At 45.6% G+C, this 18,868-nt stretch carries 25 protein-coding genes; 2 read left to right on the forward strand and 23 right to left on the reverse strand.

Features of this window, described 5'->3' with window-relative positions; translation table 11 throughout:
- Positions 1–3: 3 nt before the first annotated feature.
- From AC6ER9_RS00905 to AC6ER9_RS01015, 23 genes are all read right to left on the reverse strand, one after another.
- On the reverse strand, positions 4–345 hold the full coding sequence (locus AC6ER9_RS00905; protein ID WP_497074600.1) for a hypothetical protein: 342 nt from the start codon (positions 343–345) through the stop codon (positions 4–6).
- The gene (locus AC6ER9_RS00910; protein ID WP_497075246.1) at positions 342–1,391 is read right to left on the reverse strand and encodes a phage protease; all 1,050 of its coding nucleotides are present in this window, start codon (positions 1,389–1,391) and stop codon (positions 342–344) included. Before AC6ER9_RS00910 ends, AC6ER9_RS00905 begins: the two co-directional genes overlap by 4 nt.
- Before the next feature lie 857 nt (positions 1,392–2,248).
- Complete coding sequence (locus AC6ER9_RS00915) at positions 2,249–3,454, reverse strand: phage head morphogenesis protein (RefSeq protein ID WP_497074601.1); 1,206 nt, start codon at positions 3,452–3,454, stop codon at positions 2,249–2,251.
- The gene (locus tag AC6ER9_RS00920; RefSeq protein WP_497074602.1) at positions 3,447–5,048 is read right to left on the reverse strand and encodes a DUF935 domain-containing protein; all 1,602 of its coding nucleotides are present in this window, start codon (positions 5,046–5,048) and stop codon (positions 3,447–3,449) included. The genes AC6ER9_RS00915 and AC6ER9_RS00920 overlap by 8 nt, the downstream gene beginning before the upstream one ends.
- 13 nt (positions 5,049–5,061) lie before the next feature.
- Positions 5,062–6,687, reverse strand: coding sequence for a hypothetical protein (locus tag AC6ER9_RS00925; RefSeq protein WP_497074603.1), 1,626 nt, complete (start codon positions 6,685–6,687; stop codon positions 5,062–5,064).
- Entirely contained in the window at positions 6,680–7,261 is a 582-nt protein-coding gene (locus AC6ER9_RS00930) for a phage protein Gp27 family protein (RefSeq protein WP_497074604.1), read from the reverse strand. Before AC6ER9_RS00930 ends, AC6ER9_RS00925 begins: the two co-directional genes overlap by 8 nt.
- Positions 7,224–7,580 (reverse strand): VpaChn25_0724 family phage protein, encoded by a 357-nt coding sequence (locus AC6ER9_RS00935; protein WP_497074479.1) that lies wholly within the window; start codon positions 7,578–7,580, stop codon positions 7,224–7,226. The genes AC6ER9_RS00930 and AC6ER9_RS00935 overlap by 38 nt, the downstream gene beginning before the upstream one ends.
- Entirely contained in the window at positions 7,577–7,891 is a 315-nt protein-coding gene (locus AC6ER9_RS00940) for a DUF2730 family protein (RefSeq protein WP_497074480.1), read from the reverse strand. Before AC6ER9_RS00940 ends, AC6ER9_RS00935 begins: the two co-directional genes overlap by 4 nt.
- Entirely contained in the window at positions 7,888–8,127 is a 240-nt protein-coding gene (locus tag AC6ER9_RS00945; RefSeq protein WP_497075247.1) for a hypothetical protein, read from the reverse strand. The genes AC6ER9_RS00940 and AC6ER9_RS00945 overlap by 4 nt, the downstream gene beginning before the upstream one ends.
- Positions 8,093–8,431, reverse strand: a complete 339-nt coding sequence (locus tag AC6ER9_RS00950) for a hypothetical protein (protein ID WP_497074605.1) — start codon at positions 8,429–8,431, stop codon at positions 8,093–8,095. The genes AC6ER9_RS00945 and AC6ER9_RS00950 overlap by 35 nt, the downstream gene beginning before the upstream one ends.
- Positions 8,432–8,710, reverse strand: a complete 279-nt coding sequence (locus AC6ER9_RS00955; RefSeq protein WP_254474485.1) for a hypothetical protein — start codon at positions 8,708–8,710, stop codon at positions 8,432–8,434.
- Positions 8,707–9,285, reverse strand: a complete 579-nt coding sequence (locus AC6ER9_RS00960) for a glycoside hydrolase family 19 protein (RefSeq protein WP_497074482.1) — start codon at positions 9,283–9,285, stop codon at positions 8,707–8,709. The genes AC6ER9_RS00955 and AC6ER9_RS00960 overlap by 4 nt, the downstream gene beginning before the upstream one ends.
- 170 nt (positions 9,286–9,455) lie before the next feature.
- Complete coding sequence (locus AC6ER9_RS00965) at positions 9,456–9,869, reverse strand: helix-turn-helix domain-containing protein (protein ID WP_497074606.1); 414 nt, start codon at positions 9,867–9,869, stop codon at positions 9,456–9,458.
- A gap of 16 nt (positions 9,870–9,885) precedes the next feature.
- On the reverse strand, positions 9,886–10,494 hold the full coding sequence (locus tag AC6ER9_RS00970; RefSeq protein ID WP_497074607.1) for a regulatory protein GemA: 609 nt from the start codon (positions 10,492–10,494) through the stop codon (positions 9,886–9,888).
- Positions 10,495–10,503: 9 nt separating this feature from the next.
- Positions 10,504–11,127 carry a DUF3164 family protein gene (locus tag AC6ER9_RS00975; RefSeq protein WP_497074608.1) on the reverse strand — a complete coding sequence of 208 codons (624 nt, stop codon included), beginning with the start codon at positions 11,125–11,127 and terminating at the stop codon, positions 10,504–10,506.
- A gap of 10 nt (positions 11,128–11,137) precedes the next feature.
- On the reverse strand, positions 11,138–11,389 hold the full coding sequence (locus AC6ER9_RS00980; protein WP_497074609.1) for a hypothetical protein: 252 nt from the start codon (positions 11,387–11,389) through the stop codon (positions 11,138–11,140).
- Positions 11,389–11,658, reverse strand: coding sequence for a hypothetical protein (locus AC6ER9_RS00985; protein ID WP_497074610.1), 270 nt, complete (start codon positions 11,656–11,658; stop codon positions 11,389–11,391). Before AC6ER9_RS00985 ends, AC6ER9_RS00980 begins: the two co-directional genes overlap by 1 nt.
- Positions 11,655–12,689 carry an AAA family ATPase gene (locus tag AC6ER9_RS00990; RefSeq protein WP_497074611.1) on the reverse strand — a complete coding sequence of 345 codons (1,035 nt, stop codon included), beginning with the start codon at positions 12,687–12,689 and terminating at the stop codon, positions 11,655–11,657. The genes AC6ER9_RS00985 and AC6ER9_RS00990 overlap by 4 nt, the downstream gene beginning before the upstream one ends.
- 326 nt (positions 12,690–13,015) lie before the next feature.
- Entirely contained in the window at positions 13,016–15,013 is a 1,998-nt protein-coding gene (locus tag AC6ER9_RS00995) for a transposase domain-containing protein (RefSeq protein ID WP_497074612.1), read from the reverse strand.
- Entirely contained in the window at positions 15,010–15,468 is a 459-nt protein-coding gene (locus AC6ER9_RS01000; protein ID WP_208441998.1) for a hypothetical protein, read from the reverse strand. Before AC6ER9_RS01000 ends, AC6ER9_RS00995 begins: the two co-directional genes overlap by 4 nt.
- Entirely contained in the window at positions 15,465–16,403 is a 939-nt protein-coding gene (locus AC6ER9_RS01005) for a ParB/RepB/Spo0J family partition protein (RefSeq protein WP_497074613.1), read from the reverse strand. Before AC6ER9_RS01005 ends, AC6ER9_RS01000 begins: the two co-directional genes overlap by 4 nt.
- On the reverse strand, positions 16,403–16,801 hold the full coding sequence (locus AC6ER9_RS01010; RefSeq protein ID WP_497075248.1) for a hypothetical protein: 399 nt from the start codon (positions 16,799–16,801) through the stop codon (positions 16,403–16,405). Before AC6ER9_RS01010 ends, AC6ER9_RS01005 begins: the two co-directional genes overlap by 1 nt.
- Positions 16,802–16,989: 188 nt before the next feature.
- Complete coding sequence (locus AC6ER9_RS01015; RefSeq protein WP_497074614.1) at positions 16,990–17,283, reverse strand: helix-turn-helix domain-containing protein; 294 nt, start codon at positions 17,281–17,283, stop codon at positions 16,990–16,992.
- A gap of 150 nt (positions 17,284–17,433) precedes the next feature.
- Here AC6ER9_RS01015 and AC6ER9_RS01020 point away from each other — a divergent pair, with 150 nt between their 5' ends.
- The gene (locus tag AC6ER9_RS01020) at positions 17,434–17,955 is read left to right on the forward strand and encodes a helix-turn-helix domain-containing protein (protein ID WP_497074615.1); all 522 of its coding nucleotides are present in this window, start codon (positions 17,434–17,436) and stop codon (positions 17,953–17,955) included.
- An 81-nt stretch (positions 17,956–18,036) separates the two neighbouring features.
- Complete coding sequence (locus AC6ER9_RS01025) at positions 18,037–18,543, forward strand: helix-turn-helix domain-containing protein (RefSeq protein WP_497074616.1); 507 nt, start codon at positions 18,037–18,039, stop codon at positions 18,541–18,543.
- Positions 18,544–18,868 lie beyond the last annotated feature (325 nt).

Genomic DNA, 18,868 nt, shown 5'->3' on the forward strand with positions numbered 1-18,868 from the left:
CGATTAATTAATTTTAAAAGAAATAATATCACCAGCAGAACCATCACTCATGGCAATACCAATGGTGCGATCTGCCGCTTCTGCCTTAATGGCGTGCCCCTTAGGGTCAGAGGTTAAAAAGTCACCAAAGGAAACATTGCCCCCACATATCACTTCCCCCCAACCGCATTGACCAACATCGATCATTTCGCCAGCCTTTGCTTTACAAGAGCCGGCAGTGCCTAATAATTTATCACTCTTTCCAGAAGCTGTTGCCACCATTGCCTCACCGCGTGCTGCAATAATGCAATAAGGCGAGATCTCTGCAAAAGCGCGAAAAGATTTAATTAAAATCGTCGTACTCATAATGAACGCTCCTTGTGTTCATAAATATAATCAACCGCTTGGCTAATGGTGATGTCGAAGCCTTTTTGCTTCTGTTCTTCTTGATAACGGCGTGCGGCAAGGGCAATCTCTTCTGGCGCACGCTGTTGTTCTTGCACCAAAGCACATGCTTCTAAAGGACTTGTCGATGCCAGAGCCGGTAATTTCTCGATCAAACTTTGAAAATGTTCTATGCCCCCTTCAAGGCAACAAAGGGCACGATAGTCTTCCCGCGCAGCCGGCAAAATCTTGCCCTCTTCAACCGCTTTATCTAAAAGCCTCTCAATGGCGGTGTTTTTTTGCTCTTCGCACAAAAGCGCTAGATCTTCACGCGCTTTTGTTAATTGGGCATTTAATTCCACCCGTTCTTTTTCGCGGGCTGCAATGCTTGCTAAAATTTCTACAGGCTTTGCATCTTCTGCCAGCGATAAGGCGCTCGCAATGGCTGTCAAATCCATTATTTCCTCCGTCAAAGTTGTTGGGGACACCACAAGAGGTGTTAAAGGGGGGGTTAAAGGCGGTGTTGAAGGGTATTCACGGCTTAAAGCCGTCATCACAAGGGCTGGACGGTTCACCAACCCTGCCCCTGCCAAACTTAAAATCTCACCGCCTTTAGAATGACGAAACTCAGGGGAAAGATAACGATATTCCCCAGTAACAATCTTTTTAGCAGCCATATCGGTCCATTTAACACGACCCCAAATCGCACCATCCCGTTCTGTGAGTTCTTCAATCCAACCGCTTGCCGGCGCTTCTAAACCGTTTCTCGCTCTGTGATGTTGCCCATGCTCATAATCAATCACAAGCGGTCCTTTATTGGCTGCAAAAGCCTTTAAAATCCTTTGCGGACTATAATGCCATTGCCGTCCATCACGCGCCTTCACATGGGGTGCTTTGGGCAACAGCTCGACCCATTCCGGTGCTTGGCTCATAGTGAGATCTTGGCAAAGATCAATAAACTTGCCATGAAAGGCGCCGTCATAAACGCTCTGCCCTTCTTTATCATTTTCGTGAAATTCTTGTTCCATCATTGCCTATTGCTTTACAATTATCATTGGCAATACAATGCACGAAACCACCTCAGCTTATAAGTCTGACAATGTCAGTCAAAAGAGCACTTCAAAAGCACTTTTTTCCTCTCTTCTAGCTTATAAGAGAAAACCCAATGCCAAACCTTCTCATAAAATCGTTTTCAAAGGCACTTCAAAGGCGATAGAGCGCCGTTATAAGTTTGGAGGTACAAATATCACTCCACACAAAAAAACGCTCTCAAAGCGCGTTTTTTTTAAAGATTGCTCTTGAACGTTTAAACTGTTAGATTACTCGCGAGGCGTGAGCCAGTTATACCAGGACGGCTTTGCCGGATCTGCGAGGAGTTGACCGCCCTCCACGCCTTCTCATTCTCTCACACACAACAACTCTTCTCACAAAAACCGAAAGAGCTTTGCGGTGTTCTCTTTCTTGCCTTTACAAAAAAGCCTCTCTCAAAGTGCTTTTTTAAAAGATTGCTCTTGAACGTTTAAACTGTTAGATTACTCGCGAGGCGTGAGCCAGTTATGCCAGGGCGGCTTTGCCGGATCTGCGAGGAGTTGACCGCCCTCCACGCCTTCTCATTCTCTCTCAAACAACAACTCTTCTCACAAAAGCCAACAGAGCTTTGCGGTGTTCTCTTTCTTGCCTTTACAAGAAAGTCCCTCTCAAAGTGCTTTTTTAAAAGATTGCTTTTAAACGTTTAAACTGTTAGATTACTCGCGAGGCGTGAGCCAGTTTTGCCAGGACGGCTTTGCCGGATCTGCGAGGAGTTGACCGCCCTCCACGCCTTCTCATTCTCTCACACACAACAACTCTTTTCACAAAAGCCAACATGGGCTTTGCGGTATTCTCTTTACAACAACCGTTCGCCCTTCTTTTCAGCCGCCTCTAACAAACGTTGAATTTCGCGAAAGCTCTTTTTATGCATGGAAGTCAGCCACCACTCTTGTTTACTTGTCACAAATTTGACTGCAAAGCGCCACCATGCCCCTCCACTTTCACCAAAAAACAAAACACCCTGCGTATCTTTGCGTCTAATGATACCATAGGGCTTTATGAAGGTTTGAATGGCACCACGAAAATCCTCCAAGTAAAGAGCACGCGCTTGATGTTCTAATAAAATATGTTTCACACTGTCTGAAGATAAGCGAATAAGAGAATTGTCCGCGGAAAAAACATCACGCACCTTTTGTATCATCGGGGCAATAGGAATAAATCCACGCGGCATACGCCCTTCAAACATCGCTTCCAAAAGCGGTGAGCCCACAATATCTTCAATGGCAATGCGCTTGCCATTGTCCCCCATTACAGAGACTTTATCACTTAAAAATCGGCTTAAATTTTGCGCGCGCTGTTTTCCAGGATTAGAATGCCAACCAGGATCAATGCCTACGGGTATCTTTTCAACGCGCCCCGTCCGCTTATTGCGCCAAACTCGCGTCTCCACATGGGGTGGCTTTGCACCCTCTTCATAGCCCAGATTTTCTGCTTCATAACGACTTACCTGCCGCACACTGCATTTACACCGCCAACCATTGGGGGGATAAAGCCAATCCCAAATGGGATCATCAACCGGTGCCGTAAATCCTACCCAACTTTCATGTTCTAAACGCTTATGTTCTGAACTCGACAACGCATAGGTCAGGTAAGGCAAAAATTCTTTATTATTTTGTGTGCGTTCCCATTCCCCTGCCGCATGCGCACTCATGGTATTGGCCCAATAGACCGTTTCTAAACGCCGCGGGCTGCCCAACTGCACCACGCTCATTTCACCCGTTTTCGGGTCAATGCCAATCTTTTTCCCCCACCAGCCTTTTTCTTGTAAAATCGGCATCAGATTTTTCTGAAATTCTTGAAAAGGAACGTGATGTTTTATGGCATCTCCAACCGCTTGCTTAAAATCCTCTAAAATGTCATAGCCTACCGATTTTGCCACCGTAAAGGAAAAGGCATGCTCTTCTGGTGCAACATCACGCCAATCAAAACTTGGAACAATATTCTTGGCTGCAAAATAACGGATGACCTCTTTGGGGGCCGTCTTAAAAAGTTCCTCATCCATGATGCCCCAATCCCCGCGCAATCATTTGCACCTTTGCCAAGCGTGCTGCCAAGGCATGATGATCCATCTCCCCCAACAATTCATCTAAGCCTTTGAGGATATCTTCATAACTTTTAGCCTCTCTCACAAGCTCTTTAAAGGGCTTTAAAAGGGGTTCTAAATCCTCTTCCCAATCACTTAAAGCCTCTTCCGAAAGCCGGTCCAATTCGTCGTGATGTTTTCCACCCTGCTCTTTTTCCACCCCTTCTTTTCTGGTTAAAGAAACATCAACTCTACCCCCACAATCCATACAAACCCCAGCTTTTTGTTGATCCGCATCAGCTTTTCGTCCCCTCTCATCATCAGCCCTAAGAGAAGCAGCCCTTAAAACATCTTCTCCCTTTGTTGGTTGCGAAAAGCCAATCTTATTGCGCACCTCTTGCGCTCCAACACGCAAGCCTAAAGGCACAAGTTTTTCTAAAGCATCACTAATGGCTTTAATATCTTCATTTTCCGAAATCGGCCAATAGACAAGCGGATAGCGCTCTTGGCGCCCAAAATTAATCTCCACAAAGGGTACAATCAAATCACGATTAGCCGTCAAAGCCAATTGCCGTGCATCAGCTCTGGCAATATCATGACGCACATTTTCATGAATACGCGCTTGCGAAAAAGACGCCCCATCATCCGTCGTCATGGTTTGCCCCAACACTCCTTTAGAAATCTGTCGATCTAAATACTCAGCCTTGACGCCAAAAACCGCATTGCCACTGCCCCCTGCCGCTTCAATAAACTCAATCTCCATCTCTTTGGGAATAATCGCCGCCGCATCACTGGATAAATCACGCACCGCTTGAATGAGAACCCGCCGCTCCTCTTGAGAAGAGCTCGCTCCATATTTCCCCACACGCAAAGGCATGCCATAAATTTCCAAGAAAGCCATCCAATCTTTCAAGGTGTAAGACTTAAACAAAAAAGCCCAAGCCGCAAGCCGTGCAAGCCCTGAACGAATAGGCAAACCACTTTTCAACTTGGGGCGGTGAATGGAAAATTTATAAGCAGGCAACTCTGTGCCATGAAGAGATCCCTCTTCTTTTAAACGCAAATGAAAGCCATCTCGCCTGTCCAACTGAAAAAACCGCTGGTCACGCCACCGCCAAGCAACCGGCCACCATTCCTTAGCGCTCTTGTCCCACAAGGTCTCAACAATCGCATAGCCTTTACCCAAAGCATCTAACAAATCTGCCACATAATCATCAACAAAAGTAGGCGCGCTAATCACCTCGCGCACCGCATCGGCTATTCTTTTGTCCTGTACACTGTTGCTTGCCGCAATCACCCCAGGCTCTACACCGGTAAGGGCATTTTTACGCATACCCAGCACCGCACGATAGTGCAAATCGCGCTCTTCCATATCATCAGCCAGTTGAAAAAATTGTTCGGGCGTCCCTCCTGCTGCCTGCTGCAAAATATTGGCAAGTTGAACAGGGGTCAGACCACTGACAACAGTTTGTGACCACACATCACGAACACCCCCAATGGTAGGGCTTGCAACCTCCCTCCCCAATCCCTTCACTTGAAGAGCTTTGCCCCATTGATCAACCAATTGTACCATCTTATCAATTCCCTCAATAGATCTTTGATCTTGTTGTTAAAAAGAGCGGGTTTTCATCAAAGCTATAAACATCGAGAACAGGCGTATATTCGTAAATTTCCGGCGTCTGACGGCTGGCAAAATAAGCCAAAGCACAAGCAATCGCACTATCCCCATGGCGCATAAAACCATCACTGCCTTTAAAACGATGATTGTCTGGAATTTTGACAATGCCATTGACATAAGCAAGCGCTTGATGATCAGCAACAACATCGCCATCACGCGGCAAAACAATCATCCTATCCCCAAAAGCTTCTAAATAAGCCGGCATTTCTTTGCCATACCAACTTTGTGACAATTGAATCTCTTGCACACACGCCCCATAACGCTGTGCTGCTTTTTCCGCTAAATAAGCCCCATTGCCCCGCGCATCTAACGCGCCGCCTAACAAACGCGGCAAGCCCCCCACCCCATAAAATAAAATCTCTCTTTGTTGATCAAACGGCATATTGCGCAATTCCACCATAAACCGCACACGACGCACCAAATCTTGCCCCACCTCCATCACCACAATTGATGTCGCATCACCGCTGCGCGCAAAATCAACCCCAAAAACATGTTGACGCCGCCGATCAAGCTTAACATGAAGAGGTTTTATATGCGTCTCACACCAAGCAAAAACTGCTTGACTTCGTTGATCATCCGATTGATTTTTAAAATCATCAACACAAGCAAAACGCAACACCGCAATATTTGGCGCACAACAATTTTCAATCTGCAAACGCGTTAAAGCCGCCCCTTCTTGATCAGCTGGTATAGCATCCAATTCTTGGCGCATAGCACTCAACCGCACCCCATAAGAAGCGCGGATTTGCGTCTCCCATTGTTGTTGGGAAGCTAAACTCCATGTCTCCCCCTTCATGGCACAAACCCGTTTAAACAAGCCATTTTTAACCGCCATCTCAAAAGGGTAACGATGCAGAGAAAAAGGAATTTTGCCCGCTCGCGCCTCACGGATCAATTCATTGAAAGGATTAAGCACCCCATTATGGGTGGAGATCACACGGATTTTGCCCCCCCAAATCAACAAAGCATTCACCGCATCCAAAACAGAACGCACATCTTGATGAAACGCCGCCTCATCAATCACCACAATGCCTTGTAGTCCGCGAATATTTTCAGGGCGGCTGGAGAGCGCTTCAATACGAAATCCCGAAGCAAACCGTACCCGATAAGCAGAGATATATTTTGTTGACCCATCCTCTTTTTGATCTGGAAATAAAAATTCCTCCACATCCCCACTGTGGCTGGTAATCGCTTTGGCAAAATGGCTCACATAGCCAATAAATTCACGCCCCTTTTCTTTGGTATCGCCAATGTAAAAAACATTATCACCCCCTGCTTTAAGCGTTGCTGCCGCAATCAGTGTATCATCGAGAGCCTCTGCAAAAGTAATCCCCGTCCGCCGCCCCTTCTCAACCAATTTTAAGGGGGATTTATCCTCAATCCATGCCCGTTGATGCGCCATTAAAACCCCTTCAGCTAAGGGATCTTTCTCTTTGAGAAAAGCACTTGTCTGCCAAAGATCAAAACCCAAACGATCATCAACCGCAGCATCTTTTAAAGGAGTTTGTTTAAAAGTCTCACGCCCCTCAGCCATGTTTTATCCCCAACACCTGCGCGCGAATAGCCCGTGCCGTCTCTTCTGAAAGCCCCGCTGCTGCCGCTGCCACCTCAACCGCTTTACTTGCCTTACTTGTAAAATCCTTCTCTAATCTTTGCCGTCTGGTGGTCGACAAATGTTCAGCAGCCAACACCCCTTTAAGCGCATTCGCCAACTCTTGAGCTGCCTTTGGCGAAAGGCTTTTTCCACTGCTTAACGTGGAAAAAATAAGCTCTTTAATCGCTGCGGCCGTCAACAGAGTAATATTATCAGAAGCTTTGGCATCAAAGCGCTGTGAAAGGCTTGCCGCTATTTCGCGCGTTTGTTCCAAGCGCCGTGACATCACCGCTAACCGCAAAGAATAACGATTAAAACTCGAAAAGGAAGGGATAGAAAATTTGAGACCCATTTCTTTTTTTAAAGCTTTCAAAGCCGCTTTAAATTCATCATAAATAGCTTTTTGCGTCTTTTCACGCCCATTTAAAGCTTCAGCCGCCTCTGCTATAATTTGATCACAAGCTTGTGGCAATAAATCAATCGCCGTTAAGCGTCCACGCCCGACCTTGCGCATCTTTCACCTCGTCTTTTATCGATGAACGTTTGGGGCGCTTAATCCCCTCAATGGAAAAGCTACGATCTAAATGACGCGCACCCCGTTCTGTTAAAGCCGCAAGCAAAACAGACCCCACACATTTTAGTGTAACAGCACCTTGATCTTCCATCCACGCCAACTCATTGTGCACAAAATCGCGATCACGCCGGATACCATAACTGTATAAAAGCCGCTCAATCATCGCACTGGACAATGTTTCGCTGCGCTCACAAACAAGTCCTTTTAAAATAATCAACCGTGCTTCTTCACGAATGATTTTATCCATATCTGCTTTCATTTCTTGGCATTCTCCAATAAAAACTCTTGCAAGCGATCACCTATGGCTGCTACCGGTTTCAACTGCGCAGAAAACGTATTAAGGCGACCATTTAAACGTTCCATATTCACTTCCAACCTTTGCAAAGCATCGCGATCTGGCAAAAAGTCCATCTCCGTTTCTAACTTTTGCACACGCTCTTTAAGTACTGTCATATCTTTCAGCATTTCCTTCGTACCAGAAGAAAAATAAGCTTTTAAAACCCCAGAAATGGCAACAATCGATAACAACAACGAAAGCCAACCATTGGCCACACTAATATCCAAATTCACGAAACCCTCCTTGACTTCATTAAAATGGCTTTAACCGCAGCTTTTCTGCGCTGTTCGCAGATCAACAAAGCCGCGCGATCACGGCTCCAATAATGCACCACTTCACGTGCATTCAAAGCACGCTCCGGCAACAGAGAGGGACGCAGACACGCCATGCGCACAACAGGGGGCAATTCAACCGATAAAAACTGATAAGCAAAGCTAGCCTTTGGCTTGGGTGTTGAGCAAGCGCACACGCTCAAGCCCAATGCCACCGCCAGTAATTGGCAATACTGCATTGACCGCCTCCATTTTTGTCAGCTTTTCTCTTAAAGCAGAAATCACCCCTTGTGCTTGCAACTCTGCTCTTTTTGCGGCTTCTCTTTGCTGTCTCTGTTCAAGCTCTGCTTTTAGGGAAATCTTGGCAATCTCCAAGCGCCAATACACATCACGCGCTTGTTCTGCTTTTAAAATTTGCCCCTTCATCCAACCAAACAATGCGAAAAGCAAAAGCGCAAAAAAAAGCACCCCAAAAGACAGCTTTAAGGAAGGACTAAACATTCACCCTCTCCCCCTCCATAAATCATCATTGCCCCCGTACTTGTTGCTCTTGAGGCGATTGAAGGGCTTGCTATTGGAAAAGTCCAAGGAACCAAAACCACGATGCACCCCCAAATTTCCAACAATAATCGCCACCATGGAAGGAATAGAAATGGCTGCCATATCAACAAGGTGTGGCACCCCAAACAAACCACCTAAAATCAGCAAAAAAATAACCCCCCAAGCAAACCAAAAGGACCACCATAAATAACGTCGAGACCCCCGATAAGACGGCTTCATGGCTTCTCACCTCCAATCCCTAAAAGCTTTTTTGCCCGATTAAGATACGTCAAGCGATGAACAAGACCATTGTTTCCCCCATTAATGGCTTTGGTAATCTCCAGACAATCATCTTGATCCGCAAGCTTGTTTAAGCCTTTCACTTGCCAAAACCATACAGCAGACCAAAGGGCGGCTGGAAACTGTTCCACCACTTCTGGAAAAGCCTCACAATCAACCGCTTGGCTCTCTACGGAGTGCCAAAACTTGGTAAAACGGCGATAATTATTACGCCCCGTTAATTGGATCAAACCACGCCCTTTAAAGCGCACACCATCACCAGGGTTGACATTGCCTAAATCACGCCGTCCTTCATAAGCGCGCCCTGATCCATATTCACAAACCGTAAAAAAACCATCACTTTCATGGGCGCATTGACTTAAAAAATGTGCAACACGCAAAGGTGTCGTGAAGGCGCCATAAGAAAAAGCTTGAGGCAACAGCCGTGCCATCTCAACAATAATATAATCTTGGCGTGCATGATGCGCCAGTTTAGGCGCAAGTCGATGAAGAAAAGAAGCATCTATTGAAATCATAAATAAACCACTCAATGAATAAAATTCATCCGCAGTTTAAAGGATCTCACACCCCCCATATAAGCCTGACACTGTCAGTCATTGATTTCTTGCCCCACCTTATGACACTTTTACAACAACAAAAAAATCAATATGCCCTTCAAGCTAAAGGGATTAAATTTTAGGGGTGCCTAAACGATAGGTTCATTGAATTCTGGAAATAAAAAATCTTCTGATGCCAAAGAAGATATTTTCTTCTTCAAGCGATAGGCAGTGCGCACATGCATCCCAGAAACAGCCGCCGCATCATCCGCAGACCAGCCTTTTTTTAAGGCTTTGATCATTTTTTGCCGCCGTGATACATTGGTACAAAGAGGGATCAGAAGGCGCACCCCCGAACCATTCAAACAAAAATAACGAATAAGTTGCTCTGCCTCCTCAAACCCTACAATTTCAATCAACCAATCCGCATTTTCAAGCCGTCCTGGAAGATAAACTTGTCGTCCTCCAAAAGCCCGCACCATATTCCACGCTGCTTCCATACCAGCAACCGTCACAATCTCACGCAAGATAAGGGGAAAATGGCTATAAGCTTCACCCTGCATACAGGCTTATTCCTCTTTATTTCACATCTCGACGGATAACCCGCCCCCAATCATTCATCACTTTTATAAAATCGCCCCCATCCATCTCCCCCAAAGCTTTACCACTTAACCCCATAACACTTTGACAAAACGCCTCCCCATCAAACAAAGCACTGGGGTGCAAACGCTTCCATTGGGCACACAAAATAGCAATACTGGGCTTATCCCCCTTGAAATCTTGAAGCTTTTTTCCTCTCCAGTCAACCCCACCCTCACGCTGCAACCAGCTTTTCAACGCTTCAATGGCACAGCCCGCATCATCGCTATCGCGTAAAAATCGAATATGATCAAGCCCCGTCTGCCTTTTGACAAAGGCAAGTAAAGCTTGATCTGAACGATCACGAATAATGCCAAGATTCCACCCTGCAATCCATAAAGCTTGAAGCTTTTTGGCATATTTGCCCTCTAAAAGCTTAGCTTTTGGCTGAAAGCCCCAAGCATGCATTTCAGCCATCACCAAACGCCGTTCTGAAAAGCTTAAATCTTTTGCCGAATGTTTGCCTGTCAGGCGATAAAGCATCGCCCGATAGGTTTCATCATCAAGCGCTAAAGCACGCCTGCCCATATGAATAGCCGCCAAAGACATGTCTTCCCCTCACGTCTTCGCCATATCAAGGGTGACGGGGCACCAAGGGCTTTCTAATGTGTCGCGTTCATAAAAACGCACATATTCCTTAGAGGTCGTCACACGGATAGCTTCACGGATTGCCCGCATCGCTTCTCTCCAGCGGGGATCACTGATATCCAAGCGCAACAGCATAAAAATTTCACCCCGATTCACCTTGCCTTCTTTATCCGTATTAAAAGCACGCGTAATAATCGCACGGATTTCTGGGCGCGCATCCGCAGACCATTCATTCAAACACTCATCAAGAAGGCTTTTGGCAATTTGCAATTGCGGACCAAAATCAAAGCTTTCCTGTACCTGCACCTTAATACGTTGCAAACCATCAAAACTTGTGTAAGTGCAATTGCCCTTTTTACCACGCCGCGCCACACCATATTCCTGTGCAAGCAAGCTATCAAAATCACTCAAATCCGCAACCGTATGGCTGTTAAAACGCGCAATCTGTGCTGAAAGCTCCTTGGCATACCCCATAACCTTCCGCACCGTCTCATCTTCCAACAAATCCGCAGGGCGGATCATATCCACCGGTACCAAAGCGCCTTTGGCATCCTTCATATAATGCACACCTTCAAGTTCAATCTGTTTATTCATCGCTAAATTCCTACTTCTTTTCCTGAAAACGACGAAACGGCAAAACAACAGCCGATAAAGGATCGTATCCCGCTTTCAATTGCCAACGACACCGCATAAGCTCATGACCTAAAATGTGGTTATAGCCCGCTAAACGGCGTAAATACGCATTTAATTCTCGAACATCTTGCGCTCGTAAAAAAATGCCATCCATCTCATAGGGCAAAAAACCAGTGCGCAATGAAATCAAGCAATCTCTCACCAAATAAGGGTTGCGTTCCATTATTTATCTCCTCCAAAATCCATATAAATCACACGATTGCTCTCATCTTTATCCCCATCAGAAACGCTATCATCAGACAAAACTTCTGCAACTTGCACCTCCAAAACCGCATCTGCTTCCCCCAAACGGTGAACACTCAATTCCAATTCAAGCGATAAAGCCAAATCCACACACAATTTAAGTTCTTCGCTAATATCCAAACCACTTTGATAATCATCATAAAGACCAACAAGCGTATCGGATAATTCCTTAGGGCTTAAGCTCATCATGCCAATTCCTCCACATTGCGGTTTTTCCATGCGGCTTTGACATGTTTCAGTGTTACTTCCTCACCCCCATCTCCAAGCGCTGCCATGCGCGCCAACATCATGGTTTTATCAATTTGCCGTAAAGCTCCAGCTTTCAAACCAATACCGGTCAAAAACTTTATCGCACCAGCATCTTCAATTCCCCAATCGCAAATACGCGCTGCAATATCTTCGCTATAGGGTTTGCGCCGCTTCAAATGCATCGCCAAACGGCTTTTAATTTGCGCATAAGAAGGACCATTTTGACGATGAACCAAACGCCCCGAAATCTCATCATTGCCAACCAAAGCGAGCCCCGTACCATTGATATCAACAAAGTGACGCAACTGATTAATCGCCTCATCCGTTAAATTTTGCGCCTCATCAACGATCAACAATGTTCCACCCCCCACGCGCTCTAACTTTTTACCAATAGCACGCGTCAGACGCGCAGGGTTATATTCCACCACATCCAATTCTGCTGCCATATCATTCAAAATACCATGAACACTGCGCGTATGCGGGCTTGCGGTGACCAGATAAACATGCGGGCGGGTTGCACGGTAATGGCGGCAGGTTACGGTCTTACCACTGCCCGCATCAAGGGTAATCATCACCATATCCCCCGTACTTTGTGCCAAGGTTAAAGTATCAATGATTTCACAAGCTATACGGTTCTTTCGAAACGCAGGCTTTTCTGGTATCATCTCCAAAAGCCCTGCTGTTTCTTTTAATGCGTCAACCCATTGTTGAACCTTCGCATTTTGCTTGCCAAATTTTCCCGCATAACTACCCGCATACCACTGCGAAAAGGTGCCATCCGGCATACCTATGCGCCGTGCTACTTCTGCCTTAGTCCAGCCATTCGTCTGTGCCAGAGCGATCACTGAATCCACAAGTGCATTCCATAAAGCAATATCATCACTATTGCAGTTTTGGGTTTCTTCATCGGGCTGTTTTTTAGGTCGAGCCCAAGGATTTTTATCAACGGTTGCATTTATCGCGTACTTCATATATATTCCCCTCTCGTATTGATTTAGACAAATGATAAGGGGAAGGGCTCAAACCTTGACCCTTATCTTTTCTGTCCAATGAACATTAATAGCCGTACGCAAAACACAAACCGGCTCCCTGACAAATCCCCCTCTCTTTCTCACACATCGGGGAACTTGCTAACTTCACGGCTCCGCGCTCAAACTAAATCAAGGCAAAAGAACCTGAAAACTTAATTGTATTGATTTAAAATATTGAAATGGATTAAGACTTCTCCTCCCCCTTTCTTGATAATGAATAAAACCGTACGCGAAACAAAAAACGGCCCTTTGTAAGTTCCCCTTCTCTATCGTTTAGGAAACTTGATCACTTCATGCACCTCACGTGAAGCGTTAAGACGCCTTAAAGCTTGGTGCAAATGTTGACTAAATTCTCGAGAATCTAAAGCCTCATCATCCCCTAAAACCGCATCAGGGGCTTTTAAAGCGAGATTCCCCGCATTCTTTGGCATCAAGCGGCTTACCTTTGGGGAAACAGGACGCTTAGATTGTGCATCATCATCCCTTCGTGCAACTTTTGCATAAACATCTGCCAATTGGTCCGGCGCAAGCTTTGCTGCCAATTGCTTTTCTGTTTTGACAGCTCTCACATATTCTTTGCGCAAACGCCCATTCAAACGCGCTGCCCGTTGATCATAAAAACCAACATCCGCAAGGCAAGGTGCCAGACAAAGCAACTGATTATTCAAATCATAAACCCGCAAATCCTGCTGTAAATGATCTGGGTCAAAACGCACAATCACCTTTTCGCCCGCATAGCTATTTAACGCCCGCGCCCAATAGCGATTGCCATAAAAATGAATCTCACCCGTGCCCTTTTGCGTACGCAATGCTTCTGAGGTTAAAAGCCATAAAGCCCTCTGTGCCGCTGTTGCTTGCCGAACAATCGTCCCTTCTGCTGTCATACTTTCTGCAAAAGTCTCATCAAAACTGCGTCCCGCACATGTCTGCGCCTTGCGCCCTGCTTGCGCATTATGCGCCACAATCTGCGCCCCAACATGGGCTTTGAATTCTTCCAAATTGATCGCCCGCTTGCCATAATCTTCTGGTTTTGCATCCGGCTTATGACCCGTATAAGCCCCCGCACATAACGGGTGTTTGGAAATCGCTTCTGCCAAATCACGCCATGCCCGCTCAATCGGCTTGGATTGCCCGCTATAAGGGGTCGTCCATTGCAATTGAATGCCCAAACTGGTCAAAAGTCCCTGCGGTTCATCCGCCTTAATCTTAAAACGAAAGCGGTTTTGCACACCCCCAGAAATCCATTTGCTGGTAAAAGCACGCCCATTATCCAAAGTCATACGCTCCGGTATCCCATAAGCTTCCACCATATCCCCAATCACCAAGCGTACGATTTCCCAAGTCTCAGCATCTGATAAGCGCCATGATAAAATCTTGCCTGAATAAAGATCTTGAATGGCAATCAAATAAAGCCGTACAGGCTTTTCTGTCCAAGGAACGCTTACAAAAACATCCAACTTATGCCCGTCCATATTCACCGCTTCCATTGCATGCAAGGCACGCCGATCACGCCGTTGAGCAGGATAAAGCTTTTTTGCCTTCTCCTCACCTTCCCGCGCTAACGCTACAACCGCTTTGGAAACTTGCGCCTTAAAACGCCGGCGTAACGCCCGCTCTGAAGGGATTGGCGCCCAACCTTTTTCCCGCGCAACCCCAACCATCCGCCGATAACATGCCGAAAAAGCAGGGCGTGAAGGGCGTAAATAATCCGAACATAAAATCTCAAAAGCCTCTTCATGACAGGGAGCAAACGGCGAAACAGTCTCCTCACCATAACAAGGCGCCAGTGCTGCCAACCAATCACACCGGTCAACACCTTCAACCATCTGCCGCCAATTAAAAAGCGACATCCGGCTAACCCCAAACTGCACCGCACATCGGCTTGCCGCATCATGCACCCCTATACCGGCATGGAGTAAATCTTCCCAAAAACAAAGCGCCTTCAAACGCTGTTCACAACGGCTTTTATGCACCTTTGAAAGCCCTTCATAACGCGCCCAAAGCGCTTCTTTTTGTCTCGTCTGCTCTGCCTTGCACAAAACATCAACACTCCCCTCCCGCAACAACAACGCCGTCCGCGCCCCTTCCGGTAATAAAGAAATGTGAATCTCCACAACAGGACGAGAAACGCCTTTAACTTTACGTATCAATTCACTTTGATGACGCCATGTGGTCGCCAAAATTTTACGCAATCCGCCCTTACTTTGCGGCAACCCTGGCAAAGCCGCTTCAGCCAATTCAGCAATACTAAACCATTCCTTCATGGCTGCCCCCTCTTAATGCGCACCGGAACCGCACGCATCGCTTTTAATTGTGCGGCAATCTCACGCTGTTCCTGCTGCAACCTTGCAATTTCAGCCAAACGCGCTTCATCCCCTTGCAACAACAGCAAACCATCCTCACTCACCACCTCATCCCAAAGCCAAAAGGCGCCCGTCGCCCGTACAAAAGCTTTAAAGCGCGGCAGGGAAATATCCACCTGCTTACTTTCAGCAACATAAGCATCCAAACTCGCCTTACTCAAACAACCAATGCCTAAATAATGCGCCATACGCTCTGCAATCTCACTGCGCTCATAGCGACATTCTCGCAAAGCCCGCGCCATAGCCCGCTTAATGCGAGAGCGAAACCGCTCTAAATCAATCTGCGTAACGGGTTCACGACAAGGGAAAACCGGCTGTTGAAAAAAATCAAGTTGATGAGAACCACGCGTCTTCATGCCTGCTCCTCCCCCGATTGCTTGTTTAAATAATCATAAAACCGCGCCCGTGTCTGTGCATCCGCTCTCTGCCATATTCCTAACAATTGGCTAAAAATCCGTTCTTGTTCATTAACTTTCGGGGGTATATTAATCCCATTGACCAAATCAACAGCCCGCCGCAAATCCCCCTCAACTTGTTGCAAAGCAATCGCCACCCGCCGCTGCGCAACCGGCTCCATCTTTGCCAACTTCAACAACTGCGCTTGATTATCCGCCAAGGCGGTCCCCCGCAAAACAGACCGCAACTCCGGCTGTAAATGCTGGGCAATGCTGTTAAGACGCTTTACTGAAACTTGAGACAAACCAATACGATCCGCCACATGTTTAGAAAAAGATAAAACTGTCCCTTTGCCATTTAAGTCACTATCATTTGGCAAAGGATCAACTTGATCCTTTGCCACTTTATCCCCTTCACACCCCGTTTCATGGTGCTCTACAGAACCATCATTTGGCAAAGGGACAACTTGTCCCTTTGCCACTTTGTCCTTTGTATATTGATTACCGTAGTCCCCACCACGCTTAATTTCCCCATACTTCTTTTCCCACAATTCACGGTAAGTCTGCACAAACAAGGCGCGGTCAATCACTGATAATTCATTGCGAAACAAGTTCTCTGCCACTTCTAAAAGCGCAGCATTTTCTTTATCCGCTTGCACCACAACAGCATCAATGGCGCCATACCCTAAAAGCTCAGCCGCCCGTAACCGATGCGCACCCGCAATCAACGTATAATGCCCCTCTTTCGCATTGGGCGTATGGCGCACGGTAATCGGATTCATCAACCCTTCTCGTGCCATCGATTGGGCAAGCGCCTTGGCATGCTCATCATCAACAGGGCGTATACGCTCCGGTACAACAATCAAATCTAACGCAATCTCTTGAAACCGTGCCATTATCCAACCGCCTTGTCCATTTCTCGTAAAAACAAATCCATCGCACGCCCCACCCACCTTCGATAGGCTCTAGCAAATACAGGCTCTTCCAAACGCCGATTAATGACTTGCAAAGCAAGGAAAATAGCAGTTTGCTTACGTGTTTGCATGGCAACAATACGCCGCCGCGGAACCTCAAACTGATAATGCAAGATATGAATAGCAATCTGCCGCGCCAATACCGCATCAAACAAGCCATGCGGAGGGTCAATAATATACCGGATTGGTACATGCCGAAATCCACCACTCACCGCTTTTAAAGAACAGGAAAGCATCATTTGTAACCGTTCAGCTTCCGAATACGGATTAAAAATTTCTTTTTTTACATCTGGGGTCCATAAATTATAAGCCGCAACCATAACCACCCCCGATAAAGAAAACTTGACCACCTAACCTTAAAAAACAACCCATCCAATCGGCTGCTTGATGCGGCAACAGTGTGCAATTTCTCTTGTCTATTTTGTATTGATCTTTAGACATTGATAAACCTTTTTATCTTATGGTATCTAAATACATGGCAAATGCGCTAAAACGCAGAGCCTAAGGCTCAAGCAGCATTACCGCGTGATAGGGAAGAAACAACAGAATCCGTATTGGCATGTTTTGCTGCCTTGAAAATACGACTGCGACTCTTAGGGTAACGGTCGACAAAAACCTGCTCAACGGGTAAACCGATAAAGTCTGCAATTGCACGCTCGGCTTTCTCGTTAGACCGCGTCCAAATATTTTTAACACTGGACGAGGGTATTTGATACGCTTTTGCGAGCTCCGCCAAAGTCATGTTCCGGCGGCGTAGCTCAGCTAAAATACTATGGCGATCCCATGTTTGTGTGATAGTCATAAACTTTCGCTCCTGCTTAAAACGGATACTCCATCAATCCGTCTTTTGTCGGGTTAATTGTGTAATAACTGCCCTCTATAGCGGGCGGTAATAATAGGTATAGTATAGGTATTATATTATGTCAATATAATATTTATACTAATGTGTAATTTGGCAAAAAAAGAAATTGAACCCAAAACAGAACAGGCAAAGCGGTTGCGTTTGATACGAGAAAGTTTGCAACTTAATCGAAATCAAATAGCTGATCGCTTAGGCATTAATAAAGTAGTTTATAACTACGCTGAAAGAGGCACTACTTTTCCTAATGTCGAATTTTTAGCTGCTTTAACGCAAAAATTAAAAGTTAACTTAGCTTGGCTAATTACAGGTGAAGGCGAAATGTTTATAGAAGTAACAAAAGTTACAGATTTAAAAGTGCCTACCATTCCTGCTGGATTGATGAAAAAACTTGGTCGCATAGCTTATACAACCTATCGCGATGAAAACATAAAACTCCCCCCTGAAGATATAGCGGAACTCGCGGCGGAACTTTATAAAAAACTGCAAGAGCTGGTTCAAAACATCAACGACACAGAAGAAGTCGAAGCAAGTTTCCCTCTTCTTAAGATTCATTTAAAGCGTCAAATCGAGGCTGAAAGAGTACATCTAGAAACTACACAAGATACGGCGTAATGCCTCTCTAAAATCAATGGGGGAATCTCTTTTTAAAATCCTATAACTTAAAACATACCTCAATATAAATAAGGAGCATTTTTGGCACGTCCTGAACTAGAACCCAAAACACCATTGGCAAAACGCCTGCGTGAAATAAGACGAATATTCGGAAATGAAGAACGTAGTATCTTTGCGCAACGCCTTAATTTACAACGTGGCACCCTTGCCAATTATGAAATCGGGGCACACGAACCAACATGCTCAACAATTAACGCCTATTATACAGCCTATAACATTAATCCTCATTGGCTCGTTACGGGTGAAGGCGAAATGTTTTGTGACATAGCAAAGGCGAAAGCTGTAGGTTTTAAACCACAAACAATCCCTGCTGGTCTGATGAAAAAGCTTGGTCGCATAGCTTATACAACCTATCGCGATGAAAATATAAAACTCCCCCCTGAAGATATAGCGGAACTCGCGGCAGAGCTTTGTATAAAGTTACAAGAACTAGTCCAAGACATCAACGACACGGAAGAAGTCGAAGCAAGTTTCCCTCTTCTTAAGATTCACTTAAAGCGTCAAATTGAAAATGCAAAGCTCACTTAAAAGCACCCAAAAATTCCATCTAAAACATCATTTAAAATGAAAAATGAAGGCGCGTTTCTTTTTACATTAAGAATCTTTAATAACGCCTTGTTTTTAAAACATTATATCTGCAAAAAATAGAAATGCGCCATATGGCGCGTATCTTTTTTGCTTTTTTGGTCATTTTAGGTTGATTTTGCAATGCGCTTCACATTTTATCGGATTTTTTTCAAAGGGTCTTCAAAGGCGGTTTTCTGGGCTTTCACAGACTTTTTAAAAATCTTCAAAGGATTTTCAAAGACCTTTCAAAGCCTTTTCTCATTTTTACGCTCAAATTCTAATTTTC

Source organism: Bartonella sp. SL317, from assembly GCF_059687655.1.